This window comes from Sphingomonas sp. SP6 (genome assembly GCF_058313435.1).
The window spans coordinates 316,013-334,035 of sequence record NZ_JBZFLG010000002.1 but is presented as its reverse complement, the minus strand read 5'-3'; the positions used below and the strand labels follow the sequence as shown (position 1 = coordinate 334,035).

Sequence of the window (18,023 nt, the reverse complement as noted above, 5' to 3'; positions counted from 1 at the left end):
CACGAACGGAGAATGGTTGCATCCCCGCCCCGGCGGCCCGACATACCTCCCATGCACGACGGGTCGCACGTCACCGCCGTCCTGGGGCCGACCAACACCGGCAAGACCCATCTCGCGATCGAGCGGATGTGCGCGCATTCGAGCGGTGTGATCGGCTTCCCGCTGCGCCTGCTCGCGCGCGAGGTGTACGAGCGGGTGTGCACGCTCAAGGGCCGCGACCGGGTCGCGCTTGTCACCGGCGAGGAGCGCATCGTCCCCAAGGACGCGCGCTGGTTCCTGTGCACCGCCGAATCGATGCCGCTCGACCGCGACTTCGCCTTCGCCGCGCTCGACGAGGCGCAGCTCGGCGCGGATGCCGAGCGCGGGCACGTCTTCACCGATCGGCTGCTCCGCGCGCGCGGGCGCGAGGAGACGATGATCCTCGGCTCGGCTGCGCTCAAGCCGATGGTCCGCGCGCTGGTGAAGGGCGCGGAGATCGTCGAGCGGCCGCGCTTCTCGACGCTGCGTTATTCGGGCGCGAAGAAGATCAGCCGGCTGCCGCGCCGCTCCGCGATCGTCGCCTTCTCGGCGGAGGAGGTCTACGCCGTCGCCGAGATGCTGCGGCGGCTGCGCGGCGGCGCGGCGGTCGTGATGGGCTCGCTCAGCCCGGCCACGCGCAATGCGCAGGTCGCGATGTTCCAGGCGGGCGAGGTCGACTATCTGGTCGCGACCGACGCGATCGGGATGGGGCTGAACCTCGACGTCGGCCATGTCGCCTTTGCCGGCTTGCACAAGTTCGATGGACGCAGGCGGCGGCGGCTGACCGTCGCCGAGATGGCGCAGATCGCGGGTCGCGCCGGGCGACACCAGCGCGACGGCACCTTCGGCGGCGTGGTCGAGGAAGGGCCGGAGGCGTTCCTCCCCGAAGAGGTGCTGGCGATCGAGGAGCATCGCTTTCCCCGGCTCGACTGGCTCTACTGGCGCGAGGGCCAACCCGACCTGTCGAGCGTCGATGCGCTGATCGGATCGCTCTCAGCGAGGCCCGACCACGAGGTCCTGCGTCCCGCGCCCGAGGCGATCGACCTGGGGGTGCTCCGCCGCCTCGCCGAAGATCCGGAGGTCCGGCGGCGGGCGAAGGGGCAGGTCGCGCGGCTGTGGGCGGCGTGCGGCATCCCGGATTTCGCCAAGGTCGGCCTCGATCCGCACGCGCGCTTCGTCGCGCGCGTGTTCGCCTATCTGGGCGACGGCCACCTGCCGCATCGCTGGTTCGCGGACGAGGTCGCGCGGCTCGACCGTCCGGATGGTGATGTCGAGACCCTCGCCAACCGGCTCGCCCACATCCGCACCTGGGCCTATATCGCGCAGCGCCCCGACTGGCTCGCGGAGCCGCGGCGCTGGGCCGAGCGGACCAAGCAGGTCGAGGACCGGCTGTCCGACGCGCTCCACACCGCGCTGACCCAGCGCTTCGTCGACCGGCGGACCAGCGTGCTGATGAAGGGGATCGGGGCGGGCGCCGGCGCGCTTCCGGTCGTGATCGGTGCCGAGGGCGAGGTGACGATCGACACCCATGCGATCGGGCGGCTCGAGGGGTTCCGCTTCGTGGTCGCCCCCGACGCGACCTCCGCCGACAAGCGCCTGTTGCTCGCGACCGCGGAGAAGCGGCTCACCGCGGAGCGCGCGCGCCGGGGCGAGGCGCTGGCGGCGGCCGAGGACGCCGCGCTCACGTTCGATGGCGGCGCGATCGTCTGGGCCGGCCATCCGGTTGCGACGCTCGCCGCCGGGCCGCTGGTCGCGCGGCCGCGCGTGGCGCTCGACGCGGCGCTCGTTTGCCTCGATCGTCCGCTTCGCGACCGCGTGACCGCGCGGCTGGAGCGCTGGCTCGCCGATGCGCTGGTCAACGCCACCCCTGCGCTGGTCCGCATCGCCGAGCTCGCGACCGATCCCGCCGCCTCCTCCGCGCTGCGCAGCGTCGCCCGCGCGCTCGACGCGGAGGCCGGGGTGCTCGCGCGGCTGTCCGTCCGGATCGGAGTCGAGGCGCTCTCGGCGGAGGATCGGCACCGACTCCGCCGCGCAGGCGTGACGATCGGCGCGCTCGACCTGTTCGCGCCGGCGCTGCTGCGACCGCGCGCCTGGGATTGGCGGGCGGCGCTGCTGGCGGCGACCGGGCGCATGCTGGCGCGCCCGCGCGAGGGTGCGACCGTGCTCCGCCGCGGCGACACGGGAGCGGAGGTCGCAGCGGGGTTCCGCCCGCTCGCCGGCCAGGCGGTGCGCGTCGACCTGCTCGAGCGGCTCGCCCGCGCCGCGCACGACGCGCGCGGCGGGCGCCGCCCGTTCACCCCCGACGCCGCGCTCGCCACCTCGATCGGGCTGCTGCCCGAGACGATCGCGCGGCTGATGGCCGAACTTGGCTTTCGCCCGGCGCGCGTCGCCCAGGGCGAACCGCCCGCCTGGGCATGGCGCGGACGCCCGCCGGCGCGGCGGGAGCCTCCCCCGCCCGACAACGCCTTCGCCGCGCTCGGGGCGCTCGTCTCGCGTGGGTGAGACGATGCGGCTCGATCGCTTCTTGTGGTGGGCGCGGATCGTGAAGACGCGGGCGTTCGCGCAAGGGCTGGCCGCGGCGGGGCATCTACGGGTCGACGGCCGCGCCGTCGACCGTGCCGCCGCCCCGGTCCGGATCGGCAATATCCTGACGTTCACGACGCACCGGGGCGAGGTCCGCGTGATCCGCGTCGAGGCGCTGCCGACGCGCCGCGGTCCGCCTGCCGAGGCGCAGGCCTGCTACCAGGAGCTGACCGCGAACGACTCGCAGGAGGGCCGAGACGATTGACGCTCGGAATCGAGCGGCATAGCGAACGTCCCCGACACGCCCGACCGGAGTTTCCAAGGCAATGACCTACGTCGTCACCGACGCCTGCATCAAGTGCAAGTACATGGACTGCGTCGAGGTCTGCCCGGTCGATTGCTTCTACGAAGGCGAGACGATGCTCGTCATCAACCCCAGCGAATGCATCGACTGCGGCGTGTGCGAGCCCGAATGCCCGGCCGAGGCGATCCTGCCCGATACCGAGAGCGGGCTCGAGCAGTGGCTGGAGCTCAACGCGACCTTCGGCAGCCAGTGGCCCAACGTCACCCGCAAGGCGAACCAGACCCCCGCAGACGCCGACGAGCACAAGGGCGAAGAGGGCAAGTTCGACAAGTATTTCTCGCCCGAGCCCGGCGCGGGCGACTGATCCCGACGTGGTGACGCGGCGCGAGGTCCTCGCCGGAGCCGCAGCAGGCGCGGCGCTGGCGGCGGCGCCGGGCTGGGCGCGTGGCCTCGCGACGATCCCGAAGCCGGACCGCGAGGCGATGATCCCCGTCGCGGGCGGCCGCATCTACGTCCGTGTGAACGGCGACCTCGCGGGTCCGCGCCCGCCGCTGGTCGCGATCCACGGCGGGCCGGGCGGCACCCACAATTCGCTGGTCGAGTTGCTCGCGCTGACCGACCAGCGTGCCGTCATCCTCTACGACCAACTCGACTGCGGGAAATCGGAGCGGCCCGACGACCCGCGCAACTGGACGGTCGCGCGCTTCACCGACGAGCTGGAGGCGATCCGGGCTGCGCTGGACGTGCCGCGCTGGCAGGTCTGTGGCCATAGCTGGGGCGGAACGCTCGCGCTCGAATATGGAGCGCGCCGGCCGGCCGCGCTCGCCGGGCTGGTGCTGGCGAGCCCGCTGATCTCGACCCGGAGTTGGATCGCGGATGCCAACGCGCTCCGTGCCGAACTGCCGCGCGACGCGCAGGCGCAACTGAAGGTCTGCGATCGGCGGCCGCTTCGGCCCGAGGCGTGCGAGGCCGCCTCCGCCCCTTTCTACGCCGCGTTCAACGGACGCGAGCCGCCGACTGCCGCGACGCGCGCTTACGAGCGGGCCGCGGGCCGGTGGAATCCCACCCTCTACCGCACGATGTGGGGAGCGAGCGAGTTCGTCGCGACGGGCACGCTGCGCCGTTACGACGGCGAGCCGCTGCTCGCACGTCTCGACGGGCGGCGTACCATGCTGATGGTCGGCCAATATGACGAGGCGCGACCCGTCACCGCGGCGATGTTCGCGCGCCGGGTCCCCGGTTGCGAGTTCGCGGTCATCCCCGGCGCGGCCCACGCCACCGTCACCGACCGGCCCGAGGAGACCGTCGCGACCTTGCGCGCCTTCCTCGCCCGCCAGGACCCGCCCAGCCGCTGAGCGGCAGCAGCGCTGACTTATTGGGCTGGCGACATTGTGACGAAAATGCTATATGGGTCCGCGACGGTCGCGCTTCCTCCGCGATCGCTCGAAGCGATTCGAACCACCATCCTGCGCGCCGGCTTTGCGTCCGCCCGTCTTGCGGTCGCGCTCCCCGGCGCATCAAGAGAAAGGCCCCTTCATGGCTGCCAAGGCGCTGCATTTCGATGTCGGTGATTATGTCGTCTATCCGAAGCACGGGGTGGGCCGCGTCGTGGAACTGCAGAAACAGGAAATCGGCGGGATGCAGCTCGAACTCTACGTGCTGCGGTTCGAGAAGGAGAAGATGACGCTCCGGGTGCCGACCAACAAGGCCGAGTCGGTCGGGATGCGCAAGCTGTCGTCCGACAAGACGATGCGCGAGGCGATGGAGACGCTGAAGGGCAAGCCCAAGGTCAAGCGCACCATGTGGTCCAGGCGCGCGCAGGAATATGAGGCGAAGATCAACTCCGGCGATCTGGTGTCGATCGCCGAGGTGGTCCGCGACCTGTTCCGCGCCGAGGACCAGCCCGAGCAGAGCTATTCGGAGCGCCAGATCTTCGAAGGGGCGACCAGCCGCCTCGCACGCGAACTCGCCGCCATGGAGCAGCTCGACGAGCCCGCGGCTCAGCTGAAGATCCTCGACATTCTCCGCGCCGCCGCCGCGATCTACAACAAGGACAAGGTCCAGGCGTAACCCGGTCCTCTCCCGTTCGCGGGGGAGGCGGTGTTTACAGACGTAATCGTCTTGAGTATCGAGGCTCTTCCCATAGGAGAGTCTCGATGCGCCGCCCCTTGCTCACCCTCGTTCCGCTGGCGCTGGTCGCCGCCCCCGCCCTTGCCGCCGACACCGATCGCGGCCCCGGCATTTTGCCGCAATCGCGGGGCGGCGTCATGGTCTATGCGGCGGGTGGCTTCGACGAGGTCGGCCTCGGCACCGGCGCGACGGTCGCGGTCCGGGTCGGCCCCGCCTGGTCGGTCCAGGCGACCGGTCCGGTGGCCGCGTTCCAGAACCTGCGCATCACCCGCGAGGGGCGTTCGCTCGAGATCGCCCGCCGCTTCCGCGATCGTCGCGGCGATCCCTCGCTCGAGCGGCAACTCCGGATTGCCGTGACGATGCCGCGGATCGCCGCGGCGGCGGTCGGCGGCAGCGGTCAGATGATGGTCGACCGCATTGCCGGCGACCGGTTCGAGGCCGCGGTCGGCGGTTCGGGCAATCTCGTCCTCGCCGATGTCTCCGCGCGCACGGTCCGCGTGTCGGTCGGCGGCTCCGGCGGGGTCGCCGCACGCGGTCGGGTCGAGGCGCTGACCGTGTCGGTGGGCGGCAGCGGCCATGTCGACGCGCCATCGCTCCGCGCCGCGCGCGCCACCGTGTCGATCGGCGGCTCGGGCTCGGTCCGCGCGGATGTCGCCGGTCCGGCGCAGGTCTCGATCGCCGGCAGCGGCGAGGTCGATCTCGGCCCGGCGGCGCGCTGCGTCACCAGCCGCGTCGGCAGCGGCCGGGTGCGCTGCGGCGGGTGACTTGCCGACTCTCTCGAAGTGTGTTAGTGAAACAATACACAATGGGAGATGAGCGATGCGTGGTTACGGTCTGGCCTTGCTGATTCCGCTCGCCGCCTGCGGCAACGGCTTCGGCGGCGACGACGGCAAGGGCGTGCCTGGGACCGGCTCCGGCACCAGCCGCAGCTATCCGGTCGACGGCTTCACCGTGGTCGCCGTGCAGGGCCCCGACGACGTCGACGTCCGCGTCGGCTCCGCGTTTTCGGTGCGGGCCGAGGGAGCCGAGGCCGATCTCGCCAAGCTCCGGATCGAGCGCGACGGCGATACGCTCAAGATCGGGCGCGTCCACCGATTCGGCTTCAACTGGTCGTCCGGGAAGGGCGTGCGCGTCACGGTCACCATGCCGCGGATCACCGCCGCCGAGCTCGCCGGATCGGGGAATCTTGCCGTCGACCGCGCCGAAAGCCCGGGCTTCAAGGGCGAGCTCGCGGGCTCGGGCGACCTCTCGATCGCGGCGCTCGCGACCGGAGAGGCGACGTTCTCGATCGCCGGCTCGGGTACCGTGAAGGCGGCGGGTCGCGCCGACCGGCTGACGGTCGAGATCGCGGGTTCGGGCGATCTCGACGCGCCGGGGCTCTCCGCCGCGGGGGCGAAGGTGTCGATCGCGGGCTCTGGCGGAGTCCGCGCCAAGGTCGACGGTGACGCGAAGGTCGATATTCTGGGCTCCGGCGATGTCGACCTCGGCACCGGCGCGCGATGCAAGACCAGCAAGATGGGGTCCGGCTCGGTCCGCTGCGGCTGAGGCTTGCCACGGCGGCGGCGGTGGAGGACGGTGCCGCGATGCGCCGCCTGCTCCTGCTCCTCGCCGTCGCGCCGCTCCCCGCGAGCGCCGCCGACCGCACCGTCTCGGTCGCCAGCTTCACCCGCGTTCGGGTGGAGGGGCCGTTCGTCGTCGAGGTGCGGACCGGGGTGAGTCCCTCGGCGCGGGCGAGCGGGGACAAAGACGCGCTGGAGCGCGTCGACATCGGTCATAGCGGCGACACGCTGACGGTCCGGCCGGGCGGCGGAGGTTGGGGCGAGCGCTCGTCCGGGGCTACACCGAAGCCCGTGACGATCACGCTCGGCACGCCGCGCCTCGAAGCGGTCGCGATCGCGGCAGGCGCGCAGGTGCGGAGCGGCCCGGTGAAGGGCTCGCGGGTCGAACTGGCGGTGACTGGCGCAGGCAAGCTCTCGATCGAGCGCGTCGACACCGACCAACTCGCGGCCACCGTCGTCGGCGCCGGGACGCTGGACGTCGCCGGCAGGGCGAGCAACGCGCGCATCATGGTCAACGGCCCCGGCGCGATCGCGGCGCCGGAGCTGATCGTCGGCGACCTGATCACGCGGGTCGAAGGCGTGGGCGAGGTGACGGTCGCCGCGCGCTTCACCGCCAACGTCACGACGACGGGACTGGGGAAGGTGACCGTGCTCGGCGCGCCGAAATGCCAGGTCCGCGCGCCTGCGGGCGGCTCGGTCGTTTGCGGCGCGGCGGCGATGCGCTGACGCGACCGCGATTTATTTTCGTTCGCGGTTCGTGCTCTTGCCTTTCTTAGAGGCGGCTGAAGTCCGCGCGTCGCAGCCTTCAGACCGCGACATCGCGGCGCCGCTCGCATGTGACCGACCCTGGTTGGACCGCCGTCGCCGCTTGCGTGAACGTTCGGTTTGCCACAATCTCTTGGGGTAAGATCGGGAACGAACGCAAGTGGTGGTGGTCGGTCGAGCGAGACCTTACATAGGTCGAGCGGCCGATCCGACATGTCCGAGCGGCATGATCACTTTTTGTTCTCACCGTTCCGGTGCGGATGGGTGTAGGATTGCTCTTCCGCCGATTCGGTTGGCAAGGACATGAGGGCGGCGATGGACTTTCGGGACACAGGCGAGACGCGCATGGACACGGACACGATCGACACTCCGGCCACGACGACGTCCGGCGCGGGCGCGGCGGCGCCGCGGCGCGACACACGGGCGATCAGTACGCCCTATCCGGTCGAGGTCGATCACGGCCGCGACGCGCTCCTGACGGAGTTCGGCAAGGACACGCTGCGCGACCGCTACCTGCTGCCGGGCGAGACCTTCCAGGACCTGTTCGTCCGCGTCGCCAGCGCCTACGCCGACGACGCCGCGCACGCGCAGCGGCTGTACGATTACATCTCGCGCCTGTGGTTCATGCCGGCGACACCGGTCCTGTCGAACGGCGGCACCGGGCGGGGCCTGCCGATCAGCTGCTTCCTCAATTCGGTGCCTGACAGCCTCAACGGCATCGTCGACACCTGGAACGAGAACGTCTGGCTCGCCTCGCGCGGCGGCGGGATCGGCACCTATTGGGGCAACGTCCGCGGCATCGGCGAGCCGGTCGGGCTCAACGGCAAGACGAGCGGCATCATCCCGTTCGTTCGCGTGATGGACTCGCTGACGCTCGCGATCAGCCAGGGTTCGCTGCGTCGCGGCTCGGCCGCGGTCTACCTCGACGTCTCGCATCCCGAGATCGAGGAGTTCCTGGAGATCCGCAAGCCGAGCGGTGACTTCAACCGCAAGGCGCTCAACCTTCACCACGGCGTGCTGATCACCGATGCCTTCATGGAAGCGGTGCGCGACGGCGCCGAGTGGACGCTGACCAGCCCCAAGGACGGGTCGGCCCGCGGCAAGGTCGATGCGCGCGCCTTGTTCCAGAAGCTGGTCGAGACCCGGCTGGCGACCGGCGAGCCGTACATCGTCTTCGCCGACCATGTGAACAAGAACATGCCGCGTCACCACCGCGAGCTGGGGCTCAAGGTCTCGACCTCCAACCTGTGCAGCGAGATCACGCTGCCGACCGGCAAGGACCATCGCGGCGAAGATCGCACCGCGGTCTGCTGCCTGTCGTCGCTCAACCTCGAGACCTGGGACGAGTGGAAGGACGCCGACGGCTTCATCGAGGACGTGATGCGCTTCCTCGACAACGTGCTGCAGGATTTCATCGACCGCGCCGAGCCGGGGATGGAGCGCGCCGCTTATTCCGCCGCGCGCGAGCGGTCGGTGGGACTGGGGGTGATGGGGTTCCACTCCTTCCTTCAGGCGCGCGGGCTGCCGTTCGAAGGAGCGATGGCCAAGAGCTGGAACCTCAGGATGTTCAAGCACATCCGCGCGCAGGTCGACCAGGCATCGATGGCGCTTGCCGCCGAGCGCGGGCCGTGCCCCGACGCTGCCGACGTCGGCGTGATGGAGCGGTTCAGCTGCAAGATGGCGATCGCGCCGACCGCATCGATCTCGATCATCTGCGGCGGCACCAGCGCGTGCATCGAGCCGATCCCGGCGTGCATCTACACCCACAAGACGCTGTCGGGCAGCTTCTCGGTCCGCAACCCCTATCTCGAGAAGATCCTGATCGCGAAGTCGAAGAACTCGGATGCGGTGTGGAGTTCGATCCTGGAGCACGGCGGCAGCGTCCAGCACCTCGATTTCCTCTCCGTCGAGGAGAAGGATTGCTACAAGACCAGCTTCGAGATCGACCAGCGCTGGCTGCTGGAACTGGCGGGCGACCGTACGCCGTTCATCGATCAGGCGCAGTCGCTGAACCTGTTCATCCCGGCCGACGTCGAGAAGTGGGACCTCCTGATGCTCCACTTCCGCGCTTGGGAGCTGGGGATCAAGTCGCTCTACTACCTCCGCTCGAAGTCGGTCCAGCGCGCGGGCTTCGCCGGCGGGGTCGAGGTCGACAACACGATCGAGAAGCCGAAGTACGAGTTCGAGACGACGGACTATGACGAGTGCCTGGCGTGCCAGTGAGGTGCGGGCGGCTTGGGATTGCGTGAGCAATCCCAAGACTCGCCACGGCGGGCAGCGGTGCGGCGCAGCCGCTCCGTCTGACGGCGTGGCGGAGGCGGGGCGGCGAGGGTCTCAACGATGAAAACCGGGACGGTTAAGGTTGAGACATTCGGAGATCGCTGGCGCAAGGCGTGGCCGGTAATACTCTTCGTAATCGGGTACATGATTCCGCTGTTTTGGCTGTGGTCGAAAACAGGATTCCCAGACGATCTCGGAGTCCACATTTCGGCTCACGGAGAAGCCGGCGCTCTGGAAAGCTGGTGGTACTCGTCCTTGCTGCTCCGTCGGCATCACATTCTGGATGTGGTGACTTTCGCTTATATGTGGGCCGCTATCGCCGGCCTCATCGTCTGGCTCGGGCAAGCCGTCATCAAGGACCGGCGGACTAAGAAGATGGGCGAGGTAGCAAGCGTCGGAACGAACAAGGGCGACGTCGAATGATCGACATCGCCCTCGTTTCGCCTCATCTCCGCCGCGCCGTCAGACGGAGCGAGCTTCGCCCGCACCGCTGCCCGCCGCGGCGAGTCCGGGGATTGCTTGCGCAATCCCCGGCCGCCCGAACCTCACTCCGCCTCTTCGAACATGTCTACCGCGTTCGCCGCGGTCGCGCTCAGCCGCACCGTGTCGCCCTCGATCTCCGCGACCAGCCCGGCGGGGAGATAGTGGTGCTTGCCGCCCGTGCCGTCCTCGGTGCTCGGCGAGTCATTCTTGGTGAGCTTGATCCGCTCGCCATCGACATGGTCGACAGTGCCGACATGGACGCCGTCGGCGCCGATGACCTTCATGTGCTCCTTGATGTTGCTGTGGTCGTGCATCGTGGGTCTCCTGATTGGTGCGCGGGCGGAACGAATAGCCCGATGTTTGGATGCATGGGAGAGATGAAGTGAAGCGGTTCGCGATCCTCCTGCCGGCCCTGCTCGCCGCCTGCGCGACGCAGGTGTCGTCGGCGGTCCAGCATGGCGCCGGCACCCCCGGTTTCCTGCTCGGGCTGTGGCATGGGTTCATCTTCCCCGTCGCCTGGGTGCTCTCGCTTTTCATGCCCGAGGTCGCGGTCTACGCGGTGCCCAACGACGGCGGCTGGTACGATTTCGGCTATTTCCTCGGCATCGTCGTGTTCGGCGTCGGCGCGCGGCGTTCGCACACCGTGGTGCGGACGCGGGTCATCAGGCGATGAGCTGGCAGGTCCTCGTCATGTACGCCGTCGCCGCGGTGTTCTCGCTGCTCGGCCTCGGCTTGCTGTTCGCGCTGATCCGGCCGAGCGGCCCGGCCAAGGTCTATGTCTTCCGCATGGTCGGGATCATGGCGCTGTCGCTGGGCGTTGTCCTGGCGATGAGCGCCACCGCGATGTGGCGCTGGGCGACCGAAACCGCCGCAACCAGCTCGTTCGTTTTCTAACTCACCCGATCAGTCCGGAGTACCCCCATGTCCCTTCTCGAAGCCCGCAAGCAGTACAAGCCGTTCGAATATCCCTGGGCGTTCGAATATTGGAAGCGCCAGCAGCAGCTCCACTGGCTTCCCGAAGAGGTGCCGCTGGGCGAGGATTGCCGCGACTGGGCGCAGAAGCTCTCCGATCACGAGCGCAACCTGCTGACGCAAATCTTCCGCTTCTTCACCCAGGCCGATGTCGAGGTGCAGGATTGCTACCACGAGAAATACGGCCGCGTGTTCAAGCCGACCGAGATCAAGATGATGCTGACCGCGTTCAGCAACATGGAGACGGTCCACATCGCCGCCTACAGCCACCTGCTCGACACGATCGGCATGCCCGAAAGCGAGTACGGCGCCTTCCTCGATTATGCCGAGATGAAGGACAAGCATGATTACATGCAGAACTTCGGCGTCGACAACGACGAGGATATCGCCCGTACGCTGGCGATGTTCGGCGGCTTCACCGAAGGGGTGCAGCTGTTCGCCAGCTTCGCGATGCTGATGAACTTCCCGCGTTTCAACAAGATGAAGGGCATGGGGCAGATCGTCAGCTGGTCGGTCCGCGACGAGAGCCTCCACTGCGAGGGCATCATCCGCATGTTCCACGCCTTCTGCGCCGAGCGCCAGTGCCTGACCAAGGCGGTGAAGGACGACATCGCCGACGTCTGCCAGACGACGATCCGGCTCGAGGACAATTTCATCGATCTCGCCTTCGAGATGGGCCCGGTCGAGGGGATGAAGCCCAAGGACATCAAGAAGTACATCCGCTACATCGCCGACTGGCGGATGGGCCAGCTCGGCCTCAAGCCGATCTACATGATCGACGAGCACCCGATCCCCTGGCTCACCCCGCTGCTCAACGGCGTCGAGCACGCTAATTTCTTCGAAACCCGCGCGACGGAGTACTCGAAGGCCGCGACGCGGGGGCAGTGGGGCGATGTCTGGGACAGCTTCGACAAGCGCCAGAAGGCGAAGGCCGGGCCGGCGGCGAACGATGCGCCCGAGGCGGACGAGGGCGACATGTTCTCGCGGGCGGGCGTGGCGGCGGAGTAATGCGCCGTGCCCATCGTCTTCCGCCAGAACGGCTACCGCTTTCACTTCTTCTCGAACGAGGGCGATCCGCGCGAGCCGGTTCACGTCCACGTCGAGAAGGACGACGCGGATGCCAAGTTCTGGCTGTTTCCGACGGTGGAGATCGTCTACAATCGTCGCTTCAGCGCAAGGACTCTGCGCCAGCTCCAGGACGTTGTCGAGGCCCGGCGCGACGAGATCGTGGAGGCGTGGAATGACCATTTCGCCTAGGGCCACCGCAGTCCGCTTCGACGACGACCAGATGTGGGTCGAGCTGGAGGACGGCCGCACGCTGGGCGTCCCCCTGGTCTGGTTCCCACGCCTGCTCCGCGCCGCGCCGGACGCCCGAGCGGAGGTGAGCATCAGCCCGAGTGGCTTGCATTGGGACGCGCTGGACGAGGACATCTCGATCGCCGGGCTGCTGGCGGGCCGCGGCGACATGACCAGCGTGGGGCGGCGGGCGGCGTAAAGCGCGCCGCTCAATGAGCTAAGCGGGGCTTAGGTCCAGTGAACCGCGGAGCCGAGGGGCGACGCCGATAAAGTAAGGTGTGGTAGATGTCAGGTCATATTTCCGCGGGATCCACTGGGCATTCAATTGTAATCAGCCCGGACGACACGTCTATTAGCCTCGCGCAAGCAATCTACCATCATGTAACAACAAAAACAGAACGGATAGTTGAAACGTTCAAGGACTCATATGTAGTATCCAATGATGATATTATACAACTATCTCATATCCTTAAACAAGTAGCGCAAAGGCATCATGAAGGCGAGTGGTCATGTGTGATTGATCACTCACTATTCAAAAAGTCTAGAACCCGATTCAGTTCTCTTGAGAGATACGAGTTGGCTGATAAGGGTCAATCAGACCCTACCGGAGAAGTGGTTATCACGTACGACTTTCTTAGTAAGAACCCGTTTGCTTCTTCGACCGATACATCCATCGTTCCCGAACGGTATAAGGTTGTGGTTAGGGTGACACAGGAGTCATACTTGGCCATGCTTGATCAAGACGACTCGCGTCCGAAATTTGTCACTAGACTAATTACTTTTCCGGCCATAACTGCTAGTGTACAGTATGTAGACTATACTGTTGCGAGAGCTATTTTGAGTGCTGTCAGAGAGTGGGTGGCGTCGTTAGACACCTGCAAGCAGGCAAGGCTTTCCAAGTTTTTCATGAGAAATGAGTTTTCACTTGGATAGATTGTTCCGTCGATCCTTGCCGCATGCGTTTTACTAGGGGCGGGTGGATTAATTGGACATGCGCCTGCTGTTAATTGGCAGTATATATTTTCTAGCCTTGCTTTGGCTGCCCTTTCTTATGGATTAGGATCTCTTATTTCTGATGGCTTCATGTCAAATTTGTACATCTTGCAAACCCCTACGATTATTCTGATAACAAGGGGGGATGAAATACATCAAGCAGGGGTAAAGCAAAGATGTGCGCGGGCTAGGGCTCTTGTAAGTCTTATATTCATCACGTTCTTTCTGGCGATCGTTGTGAATGTCTTCTCAAGCTTCATCTACGGCTGGTTAACGACGTAGCTCTGTTCGATAGCAACGCACCTCACCACCCCACATCCCGCTCCCCCTCGAACCCCAACCTTGTCACCCCCGCCCGCTTGACCAGCGCCAGCACCTGGTCGAACCGCTCGTAGCGGGTCTCCGGGTCGGTCCGCAGCGTCAGCTCGGCCTGGCGGTCCGCCGCGATCGGGGCCAGTCGCGCGGCCAGCGCCGCGTCGCCGATCGCCATGCCGTCGAGCGCCACGCCGCCGCCCCGCGCCAGCACCAGCCGGTGCGACACCACCGGCAGCCTCGCGTCGGGCGCGGGCTTGGGGAGGTCGAGGGGGACCTCGTGGGTCATCGTCGGGAGGACCAGGATGAACATCACAAGCAGCACCAGCAGCACGTCGATCAGCGGCGTGATGTTGAGCGCGGCGATCGGCTCGCCGCGCTCGGCGGCGGCGTAGGCGGGACGCGGGTAGCCGCGGCGCATGAACCCTCTCCTGTTGATGTGATGGTATGACATCACGCACCTGCCAGCCTGTCAAGCTGCTGTCCTACACGGCCGGATTCGGTTAGATGGTTCGGCTCCTAAGCCAAGGGGCGTCGTCATGTCAGTCTGGTCCGAACCGCTTCACTCCCCGGCGACGTGCCTGAGCGGAGCGCCGGCGCAAGCGCCTCAACCCCCTCAACCTGTCTCTGCCCGGGAGCGCGTTCCCGCCGCGCTGGCGCCGCGTGTCTGTGGCGTCCGCGTCGCATTGAAGCAGCGCGAGCGTCGCGTCGGCGTCGCGCGCCCGTCGCCAACCGGGCGCGTCGCGGTCGCGAGCCCCGCGCGCGCGCCTCGAAAGACCCGTACACGCCTCAACCGCCTCAACCTGTCCTTGTCTGGCCGCGCGCACAGGGTGGTTCAGCCCCAGCGCAGAGTCGCGACCCCGTCCTTCCATCTCCGCGCCTCCGCACCTCCTCTGAACCTCTTCCGTCGCCACCCCGATACTGCGACTTTCGTGTGACCTTCGCGTCCCGCCGCCGAGCACGGCCTTGCCCTCGCTACCGTCCTCCCGCACACCGCCCGCCTGCGAACGCCTGCGAGGGCGCGCCCGAGGAGAGCCGATGACCCCGACCTATCCCGCGCCGGCCAAGCGCCGCCTCGTGCTGGCGATGCTGCTGCTGGTCTATATCTTCAACTTCCTCGACCGGCAGATCCTGGGCATCCTCGCCGGGCCGATCAAGGCGGACCTGCACCTCACCGACGCGCAGTTCGGCGCGATCGGCGGGCTCGCCTTCGCGCTCCTCTACTCGGTGCTGGGCGTGCCGCTGGCGGTGCTCGCCGACCGGACGAGCCGCAGCGGCGTCATCACCGGCGCGCTGATCGTGTGGAGCGGCTTCACCGCCGCCTGCGGGATGGCGACGAGCTACGGCCAGCTGTTCCTGTTCCGCCTGGGTGTCGGCGTTGGCGAGGCGGGGGGCGCGGCCCCGTCCTACGCGCTGATCTCGGACTATTTCCCGCCCGAGCGGCGGGCGCGGGCGCTGGCGGTCTATTCGATGGGGGTCCCGTTGGGGCTCGCCGGGGGCGTGCTGCTCGGCGGCTACATCGCCCAGCTCGTCGAGTGGCGGACGGCGTTCCTGACGGTCGGCATCGCCGGCATCGTCATCGCGCCGGCGTTCCGCTGGCTGGTCCGCGACCGGCCGCGCCCGGCCGTCGTCGCCGCCGACAGGGTGCGTTCGAAGGAGGTGTTCGCGATCCTGTTCCGCAAGCCCGCCTTCTGGCTGCTCTCGATCTCGGGCGGGTTCAGTTCGCTGTGCGGTTACGGCCTGGCGCTGTGGACGCCCTCGGTGCTGATCCGCTCCTATGGCTTCGACCTGATCACGACGGGGCAGTTCATGGGCTCGCTGCTGCTGATCGGCGGGGCGACGGGGGTGTTCGTCGGCGGCGCGCTGGCGGACCGGCTGGGGAAGCGCGACCGGGCCTGGTACGCCTGGCTGCCGGCGATCGCCTGGGCGATCACCGTGCCGACCTTCGCCGCCGGCCTGCTGGCGCCGAGCCCGTGGGCGGCGTGGCCGTTGCTGGTGATCCCCAACGCGCTCAACATCTTCTGGCTGGGCCCGGTGTCCGCCTCGATCCAGCACCTGGTGCCGGCGCGGATGCGGGCGACCGCGGGGGGCAGCTTCCTGTTCATCAACAATCTGCTGGGACTGGGCATCGGCCCGCTGCTGATGGGGTCGATCAGCGACTGGCTGAAGGGCGGCTACGGGACCGAATCGCTGCGCTACGCCGCGGTCGCCTGCCTCGGCTTCTACGCCCTGGCGGCGGTGCTGGTGCTGTTCGCCGTCCGCTCGGTCCGGGGCGATTGGGTGGAGGACGCGCATTGAGCGCGGCCGGGTCAGCCCGCGGCGGGCAGCTCGGCGCGGGCGGCGCTTTCGGCCTCGCGGGCATGGCGCTGGGTGGTGACCCGCTCGGCGCGATCGGCCATCTCGGTCCAGGCCTTGGCGGCGCGTTCGGAGCGCTCGCGGACGTTGCCGAGCGTCGCGGAATCGGCGTTGGCCTGCTCGGCGGCGGCACGGGTGCGGAAGAGGGTGACGTCGTCGGCCATGGGGCGGGCTCCTTCGCAGGGTAGGTCGGCCCGGCCGGGGTGGCCGGGCCGGGATCGTCAGTCGGCGTGGGCCAGATTGACCGCCGCCATCTTGCCGCGCTTGTCCTGCTCCAGCTCGTACGAGACGCGCTGGTTCTGGTTGAGCGTGTTCATGCCCGCGCGCTCGACCGCCGAGATGTGGACGAAGGCGTCGCCGCCGCCGTTGTCGGGGGCGATGAAGCCATAGCCCTTGTCGGCGTTGAAGAACTTGACGGTGCCAAGAGTAGCCATGCTGAATTCCTTCGTTTCGGGGGCGAGCCGGAAGTCGGCGCGCCCGGTGCCGTGGCAGCAGGGAAAGAAGGAAGAGGGCCGCAAAGCACCGTAGACCGTCGATTTGCGACTGTAGCCGGTGCGATATGGGCGCAAGGCGGACGAAACGCAAGGTATGGCGCGAGTCCGCCTCGCTAGGCGGCGGCCCGCAGCACGTCCCCCACCCCCGACGACGCGGCGCGATCTGCCAGAAAGGCGTCCCAGCGCGCCAGGTCGGCGACGCGGCGTTCCTCCAGCTCGACCGCGATCGGGGCGAGCCAGATCTCGAGCTCGGCCTCGGTCAGCTCGCGGGCGTACTCCTCGTCGCCGTACTCGCCCTCCTCGAAGCCGTCGAAGCCTTCGGGCGGGGGCGCGTCGGTGAGCCAGCCGTGGTCGTCGTCCTCCCAGACGGGGTCGGGATCCGAGACGGATTGAGTCTCTTGAGGATACTGCGCAGTTTTCTCGGGCGGCGGCGGCGGGGCGAGCGCGATCAGCCCGGCGGCTTCGGCGCGCGCCCATTGCTCGGCGGTCCACTCGCCGCGCCGCGCCGGATCGAGATCGGCGACCTCGACCTCGGCGGCGGTCGCCACGCCTGAGCGGAGGAAGCGATCGGCGGCGGCGAGCGCGGCGATCGGGCCGAGATCGGCGGGGGCCTGCGCGCCGTCCGCCCGACGCGCCAGGAACAGCCCGGCGCGCGCCGGCCCGGCCTCGGCCCCGACAAGATCGAGATAGCTTTCGAAATCGCCGGCGATCAGGCGGGCGGCAGCGGCGTCGGGTTCGCTCGCGTCGGCCGCCTGGCGATCGAGCCGGGTCAGCAGCTGCATCGCGAGCCGGTTGTCGTAGCGCAGCTTCGTGATCTCGGAGCCGTCGGGGCGCGTCACCGTCTCGGTCTGGCCGCGGATCGAGCGTTCGAGCAGTCTGTCGGCGAGCCCTTCGCGCGCAAGCAGCGCCGCCGCGCGCCAGCCGAGCGCGAACGCCGCGCCGCGAGGCGTGCGCTTGAAGGCGTAGGCGGACTGGACCGACAGGCCGAGCGTCCAGGTGGCGTAGGTGACCGATTCGCCTTCCGCGATGAGTTCGAGGAAGCGGCGCTGGTTGTCGGGCGTCCAGCTGCGATCGGGCAGGCGGCGGCCGAGGCTGTCCTTGGCCTCCGCCTCGTCGAGGAGGCCGGCGACCTGATCGAGCGCGGCCTGGGCCTTGGACTGGGGCGCGGGGTTGGTGTCGGTCATGCGAGGTCTCCCTGGGCGAAGGCGCGGGTCTCGGCTTTGGCGAGCGTGCGGCGGTCGGCGGCGATCTGCCGGAACAGCGCGGTGGTGGCGTCGCGGTTGGCGGCGACCTCGGGCGGCGTCGGCGGGGTCGCGCCGAGGCGGCGGGCGTCGAGATGGGCCTGCCAGGCGCGGACGGCGGGATGCTCGGGCGCGAGCGCGGGATCGTGGATGAAGGTGTCGGTCACCGGGTCCTCCTGTTGGCGAACAAAAGAGGACCGAGCAGATATGCCGGAATGGGGGGTGTAGGACAGCCCGGCGACCGAGATCGTAGCGAAGCTACGGGCGAGGTGGCGCTTGCGCCGAGCCGGGGCCGGCC

At 68.4% G+C, this 18,023-nt stretch carries 22 protein-coding genes; 16 read left to right on the top strand and 6 right to left on the bottom strand.

From position 1 onward, the window contains the following. The first annotated feature begins 51 nt into the window (after positions 1-51). The 10 genes from AC4GYY_RS07365 (at position 52) to AC4GYY_RS07320 (ending at position 10,002) form a co-directional block, all read left to right on the top strand. Complete coding sequence (locus AC4GYY_RS07365) at positions 52-2,520, top strand: helicase-related protein (protein ID WP_491119620.1); 2,469 nt, start codon at positions 52-54, stop codon at positions 2,518-2,520. Positions 2,521-2,524: 4 nt separating this feature from the next. Next, positions 2,525-2,806 (top strand): RNA-binding S4 domain-containing protein, encoded by a 282-nt coding sequence (locus AC4GYY_RS07360; protein ID WP_491119619.1) that lies wholly within the window; start codon positions 2,525-2,527, stop codon positions 2,804-2,806. 61 nt (positions 2,807-2,867) lie between these two features. Then, the gene (fdxA, locus tag AC4GYY_RS07355; protein ID WP_491119618.1) at positions 2,868-3,209 is read left to right on the top strand and encodes a ferredoxin FdxA; all 342 of its coding nucleotides are present in this window, start codon (positions 2,868-2,870) and stop codon (positions 3,207-3,209) included. A 10-nt stretch (positions 3,210-3,219) separates the two neighbouring features. Continuing rightward, entirely contained in the window at positions 3,220-4,200 is a 981-nt protein-coding gene (locus AC4GYY_RS07350) for a proline iminopeptidase-family hydrolase (protein WP_491119617.1), read from the top strand. A 181-nt stretch (positions 4,201-4,381) separates the two neighbouring features. Beyond that, positions 4,382-4,915 carry a CarD family transcriptional regulator gene (locus AC4GYY_RS07345; protein WP_491119616.1) on the top strand — a complete coding sequence of 178 codons (534 nt, stop codon included), beginning with the start codon at positions 4,382-4,384 and terminating at the stop codon, positions 4,913-4,915. Positions 4,916-5,001: 86 nt separating this feature from the next. Then, positions 5,002-5,739, top strand: coding sequence for a GIN domain-containing protein (locus tag AC4GYY_RS07340; RefSeq protein WP_491119615.1), 738 nt, complete (start codon positions 5,002-5,004; stop codon positions 5,737-5,739). 55 nt (positions 5,740-5,794) lie between these two features. Continuing rightward, on the top strand, positions 5,795-6,520 hold the full coding sequence (locus tag AC4GYY_RS07335) for a head GIN domain-containing protein (RefSeq protein ID WP_491119614.1): 726 nt from the start codon (positions 5,795-5,797) through the stop codon (positions 6,518-6,520). Further along, the gene (locus AC4GYY_RS07330; protein ID WP_491119613.1) at positions 6,475-7,260 is read left to right on the top strand and encodes a GIN domain-containing protein; all 786 of its coding nucleotides are present in this window, start codon (positions 6,475-6,477) and stop codon (positions 7,258-7,260) included. The genes AC4GYY_RS07335 and AC4GYY_RS07330 overlap by 46 nt, the downstream gene beginning before the upstream one ends. 384 nt (positions 7,261-7,644) lie before the next feature. Further along, the gene (locus AC4GYY_RS07325) at positions 7,645-9,522 is read left to right on the top strand and encodes a ribonucleoside-diphosphate reductase subunit alpha (protein ID WP_491119612.1); all 1,878 of its coding nucleotides are present in this window, start codon (positions 7,645-7,647) and stop codon (positions 9,520-9,522) included. 117 nt (positions 9,523-9,639) lie between these two features. Beyond that, a complete protein-coding gene (locus AC4GYY_RS07320; RefSeq protein ID WP_491119611.1) occupies positions 9,640-10,002 on the top strand; it encodes a hypothetical protein in 363 nt (120 codons plus the stop codon). A gap of 122 nt (positions 10,003-10,124) precedes the next feature. On the opposite strand, the gene AC4GYY_RS07315 is transcribed toward AC4GYY_RS07320, so the two are convergent. After that, a complete protein-coding gene (locus tag AC4GYY_RS07315; RefSeq protein WP_491119610.1) occupies positions 10,125-10,376 on the bottom strand; it encodes a DUF2171 domain-containing protein in 252 nt (83 codons plus the stop codon). Between the two features lie 68 nt (positions 10,377-10,444). Between AC4GYY_RS07315 and AC4GYY_RS07310 the strand changes: the two genes are divergently transcribed. From AC4GYY_RS07310 to AC4GYY_RS07290, 5 genes are read left to right on the top strand one after another with little or no spacing between them, the layout of a single operon-like run. Then, positions 10,445-10,735: a hypothetical protein gene (locus tag AC4GYY_RS07310; RefSeq protein ID WP_491119609.1), complete on the top strand. Its 291-nt coding sequence runs from the start codon at positions 10,445-10,447 to the stop codon at positions 10,733-10,735. Beyond that, positions 10,732-10,956 carry a hypothetical protein gene (locus AC4GYY_RS07305; RefSeq protein ID WP_491119608.1) on the top strand — a complete coding sequence of 75 codons (225 nt, stop codon included), beginning with the start codon at positions 10,732-10,734 and terminating at the stop codon, positions 10,954-10,956. The genes AC4GYY_RS07310 and AC4GYY_RS07305 overlap by 4 nt, the downstream gene beginning before the upstream one ends. Before the next feature lie 27 nt (positions 10,957-10,983). After that, positions 10,984-12,042 (top strand): ribonucleotide-diphosphate reductase subunit beta, encoded by a 1,059-nt coding sequence (locus tag AC4GYY_RS07300; protein ID WP_491119607.1) that lies wholly within the window; start codon positions 10,984-10,986, stop codon positions 12,040-12,042. Positions 12,043-12,048: 6 nt separating this feature from the next. Then, positions 12,049-12,291 carry a DUF4160 domain-containing protein gene (locus AC4GYY_RS07295; protein ID WP_491119606.1) on the top strand — a complete coding sequence of 81 codons (243 nt, stop codon included), beginning with the start codon at positions 12,049-12,051 and terminating at the stop codon, positions 12,289-12,291. Continuing rightward, positions 12,275-12,529 carry a DUF2442 domain-containing protein gene (locus AC4GYY_RS07290; protein WP_491119605.1) on the top strand — a complete coding sequence of 85 codons (255 nt, stop codon included), beginning with the start codon at positions 12,275-12,277 and terminating at the stop codon, positions 12,527-12,529. Before AC4GYY_RS07295 ends, AC4GYY_RS07290 begins: the two co-directional genes overlap by 17 nt. A gap of 1,098 nt (positions 12,530-13,627) precedes the next feature. On the opposite strand, the gene AC4GYY_RS07285 is transcribed toward AC4GYY_RS07290, so the two are convergent. Beyond that, positions 13,628-14,056, bottom strand: coding sequence for an ExbD/TolR family protein (locus tag AC4GYY_RS07285; protein WP_491119604.1), 429 nt, complete (start codon positions 14,054-14,056; stop codon positions 13,628-13,630). 617 nt (positions 14,057-14,673) lie between these two features. Between AC4GYY_RS07285 and AC4GYY_RS07280 the strand changes: the two genes are divergently transcribed. Continuing rightward, complete coding sequence (locus tag AC4GYY_RS07280; RefSeq protein WP_491119603.1) at positions 14,674-15,933, top strand: spinster family MFS transporter; 1,260 nt, start codon at positions 14,674-14,676, stop codon at positions 15,931-15,933. 11 nt (positions 15,934-15,944) lie between these two features. Here the strand turns inward: AC4GYY_RS07280 and AC4GYY_RS07275 are convergent, their stop codons facing one another. The 4 genes from AC4GYY_RS07275 to AC4GYY_RS07260 form a co-directional block, all read right to left on the bottom strand. Next, the gene (locus tag AC4GYY_RS07275; RefSeq protein WP_491119602.1) at positions 15,945-16,154 is read right to left on the bottom strand and encodes a hypothetical protein; all 210 of its coding nucleotides are present in this window, start codon (positions 16,152-16,154) and stop codon (positions 15,945-15,947) included. 57 nt (positions 16,155-16,211) lie between these two features. Continuing rightward, on the bottom strand, positions 16,212-16,424 hold the full coding sequence (locus tag AC4GYY_RS07270; RefSeq protein ID WP_491119601.1) for a cold-shock protein: 213 nt from the start codon (positions 16,422-16,424) through the stop codon (positions 16,212-16,214). 173 nt (positions 16,425-16,597) lie between these two features. Continuing rightward, on the bottom strand, positions 16,598-17,668 hold the full coding sequence (locus tag AC4GYY_RS07265; RefSeq protein WP_491119600.1) for a hypothetical protein: 1,071 nt from the start codon (positions 17,666-17,668) through the stop codon (positions 16,598-16,600). Further along, complete coding sequence (locus AC4GYY_RS07260) at positions 17,665-17,892, bottom strand: hypothetical protein (RefSeq protein ID WP_491119599.1); 228 nt, start codon at positions 17,890-17,892, stop codon at positions 17,665-17,667. The genes AC4GYY_RS07265 and AC4GYY_RS07260 overlap by 4 nt, the downstream gene beginning before the upstream one ends. Between the last annotated feature and the right edge of the window lie 131 nt (positions 17,893-18,023).

What these genes read in the sequence shown, in the direction of transcription:
- AC4GYY_RS07330 (WP_491119613.1), top strand. Translation starts at nt 6,475, where the DNA reads ATGCAAGACCAGCAAGATGGGGTCCGGCTCGGTCCGCTGCGGCTGAGG.
- AC4GYY_RS07320 (WP_491119611.1), top strand. Translation starts at nt 9,640, where the DNA reads ATGAAAACCGGGACGGTTAAGGTTGAGACATTCGGAGATCGCTGGCGC.
- AC4GYY_RS07325 (WP_491119612.1), top strand. Translation starts at nt 7,645, where the DNA reads ATGGACACGGACACGATCGACACTCCGGCCACGACGACGTCCGGCGCG.
- AC4GYY_RS07265 (WP_491119600.1), bottom strand. Translation starts at nt 17,668, where the DNA reads ATGACCGACACCAACCCCGCGCCCCAGTCCAAGGCCCAGGCCGCGCTC.
- AC4GYY_RS07270 (WP_491119601.1), bottom strand. Translation starts at nt 16,424, where the DNA reads ATGGCTACTCTTGGCACCGTCAAGTTCTTCAACGCCGACAAGGGCTAT.
- AC4GYY_RS07340 (WP_491119615.1), top strand. Translation starts at nt 5,002, where the DNA reads ATGCGCCGCCCCTTGCTCACCCTCGTTCCGCTGGCGCTGGTCGCCGCC.
- AC4GYY_RS07360 (WP_491119619.1), top strand. Translation starts at nt 2,525, where the DNA reads ATGCGGCTCGATCGCTTCTTGTGGTGGGCGCGGATCGTGAAGACGCGG.
- fdxA (WP_491119618.1), top strand. Translation starts at nt 2,868, where the DNA reads ATGACCTACGTCGTCACCGACGCCTGCATCAAGTGCAAGTACATGGAC.
- AC4GYY_RS07285 (WP_491119604.1), bottom strand. Translation starts at nt 14,056, where the DNA reads ATGCGCCGCGGCTACCCGCGTCCCGCCTACGCCGCCGCCGAGCGCGGC.
- AC4GYY_RS07365 (WP_491119620.1), top strand. Translation starts at nt 52, where the DNA reads ATGCACGACGGGTCGCACGTCACCGCCGTCCTGGGGCCGACCAACACC.
- AC4GYY_RS07280 (WP_491119603.1), top strand. Translation starts at nt 14,674, where the DNA reads ATGACCCCGACCTATCCCGCGCCGGCCAAGCGCCGCCTCGTGCTGGCG.
- AC4GYY_RS07315 (WP_491119610.1), bottom strand. Translation starts at nt 10,376, where the DNA reads ATGCACGACCACAGCAACATCAAGGAGCACATGAAGGTCATCGGCGCC.
- AC4GYY_RS07275 (WP_491119602.1), bottom strand. Translation starts at nt 16,154, where the DNA reads ATGGCCGACGACGTCACCCTCTTCCGCACCCGTGCCGCCGCCGAGCAG.
- AC4GYY_RS07335 (WP_491119614.1), top strand. Translation starts at nt 5,795, where the DNA reads ATGCGTGGTTACGGTCTGGCCTTGCTGATTCCGCTCGCCGCCTGCGGC.
- AC4GYY_RS07305 (WP_491119608.1), top strand. Translation starts at nt 10,732, where the DNA reads ATGAGCTGGCAGGTCCTCGTCATGTACGCCGTCGCCGCGGTGTTCTCG.
- AC4GYY_RS07290 (WP_491119605.1), top strand. Translation starts at nt 12,275, where the DNA reads ATGACCATTTCGCCTAGGGCCACCGCAGTCCGCTTCGACGACGACCAG.
- AC4GYY_RS07345 (WP_491119616.1), top strand. Translation starts at nt 4,382, where the DNA reads ATGGCTGCCAAGGCGCTGCATTTCGATGTCGGTGATTATGTCGTCTAT.
- AC4GYY_RS07300 (WP_491119607.1), top strand. Translation starts at nt 10,984, where the DNA reads ATGTCCCTTCTCGAAGCCCGCAAGCAGTACAAGCCGTTCGAATATCCC.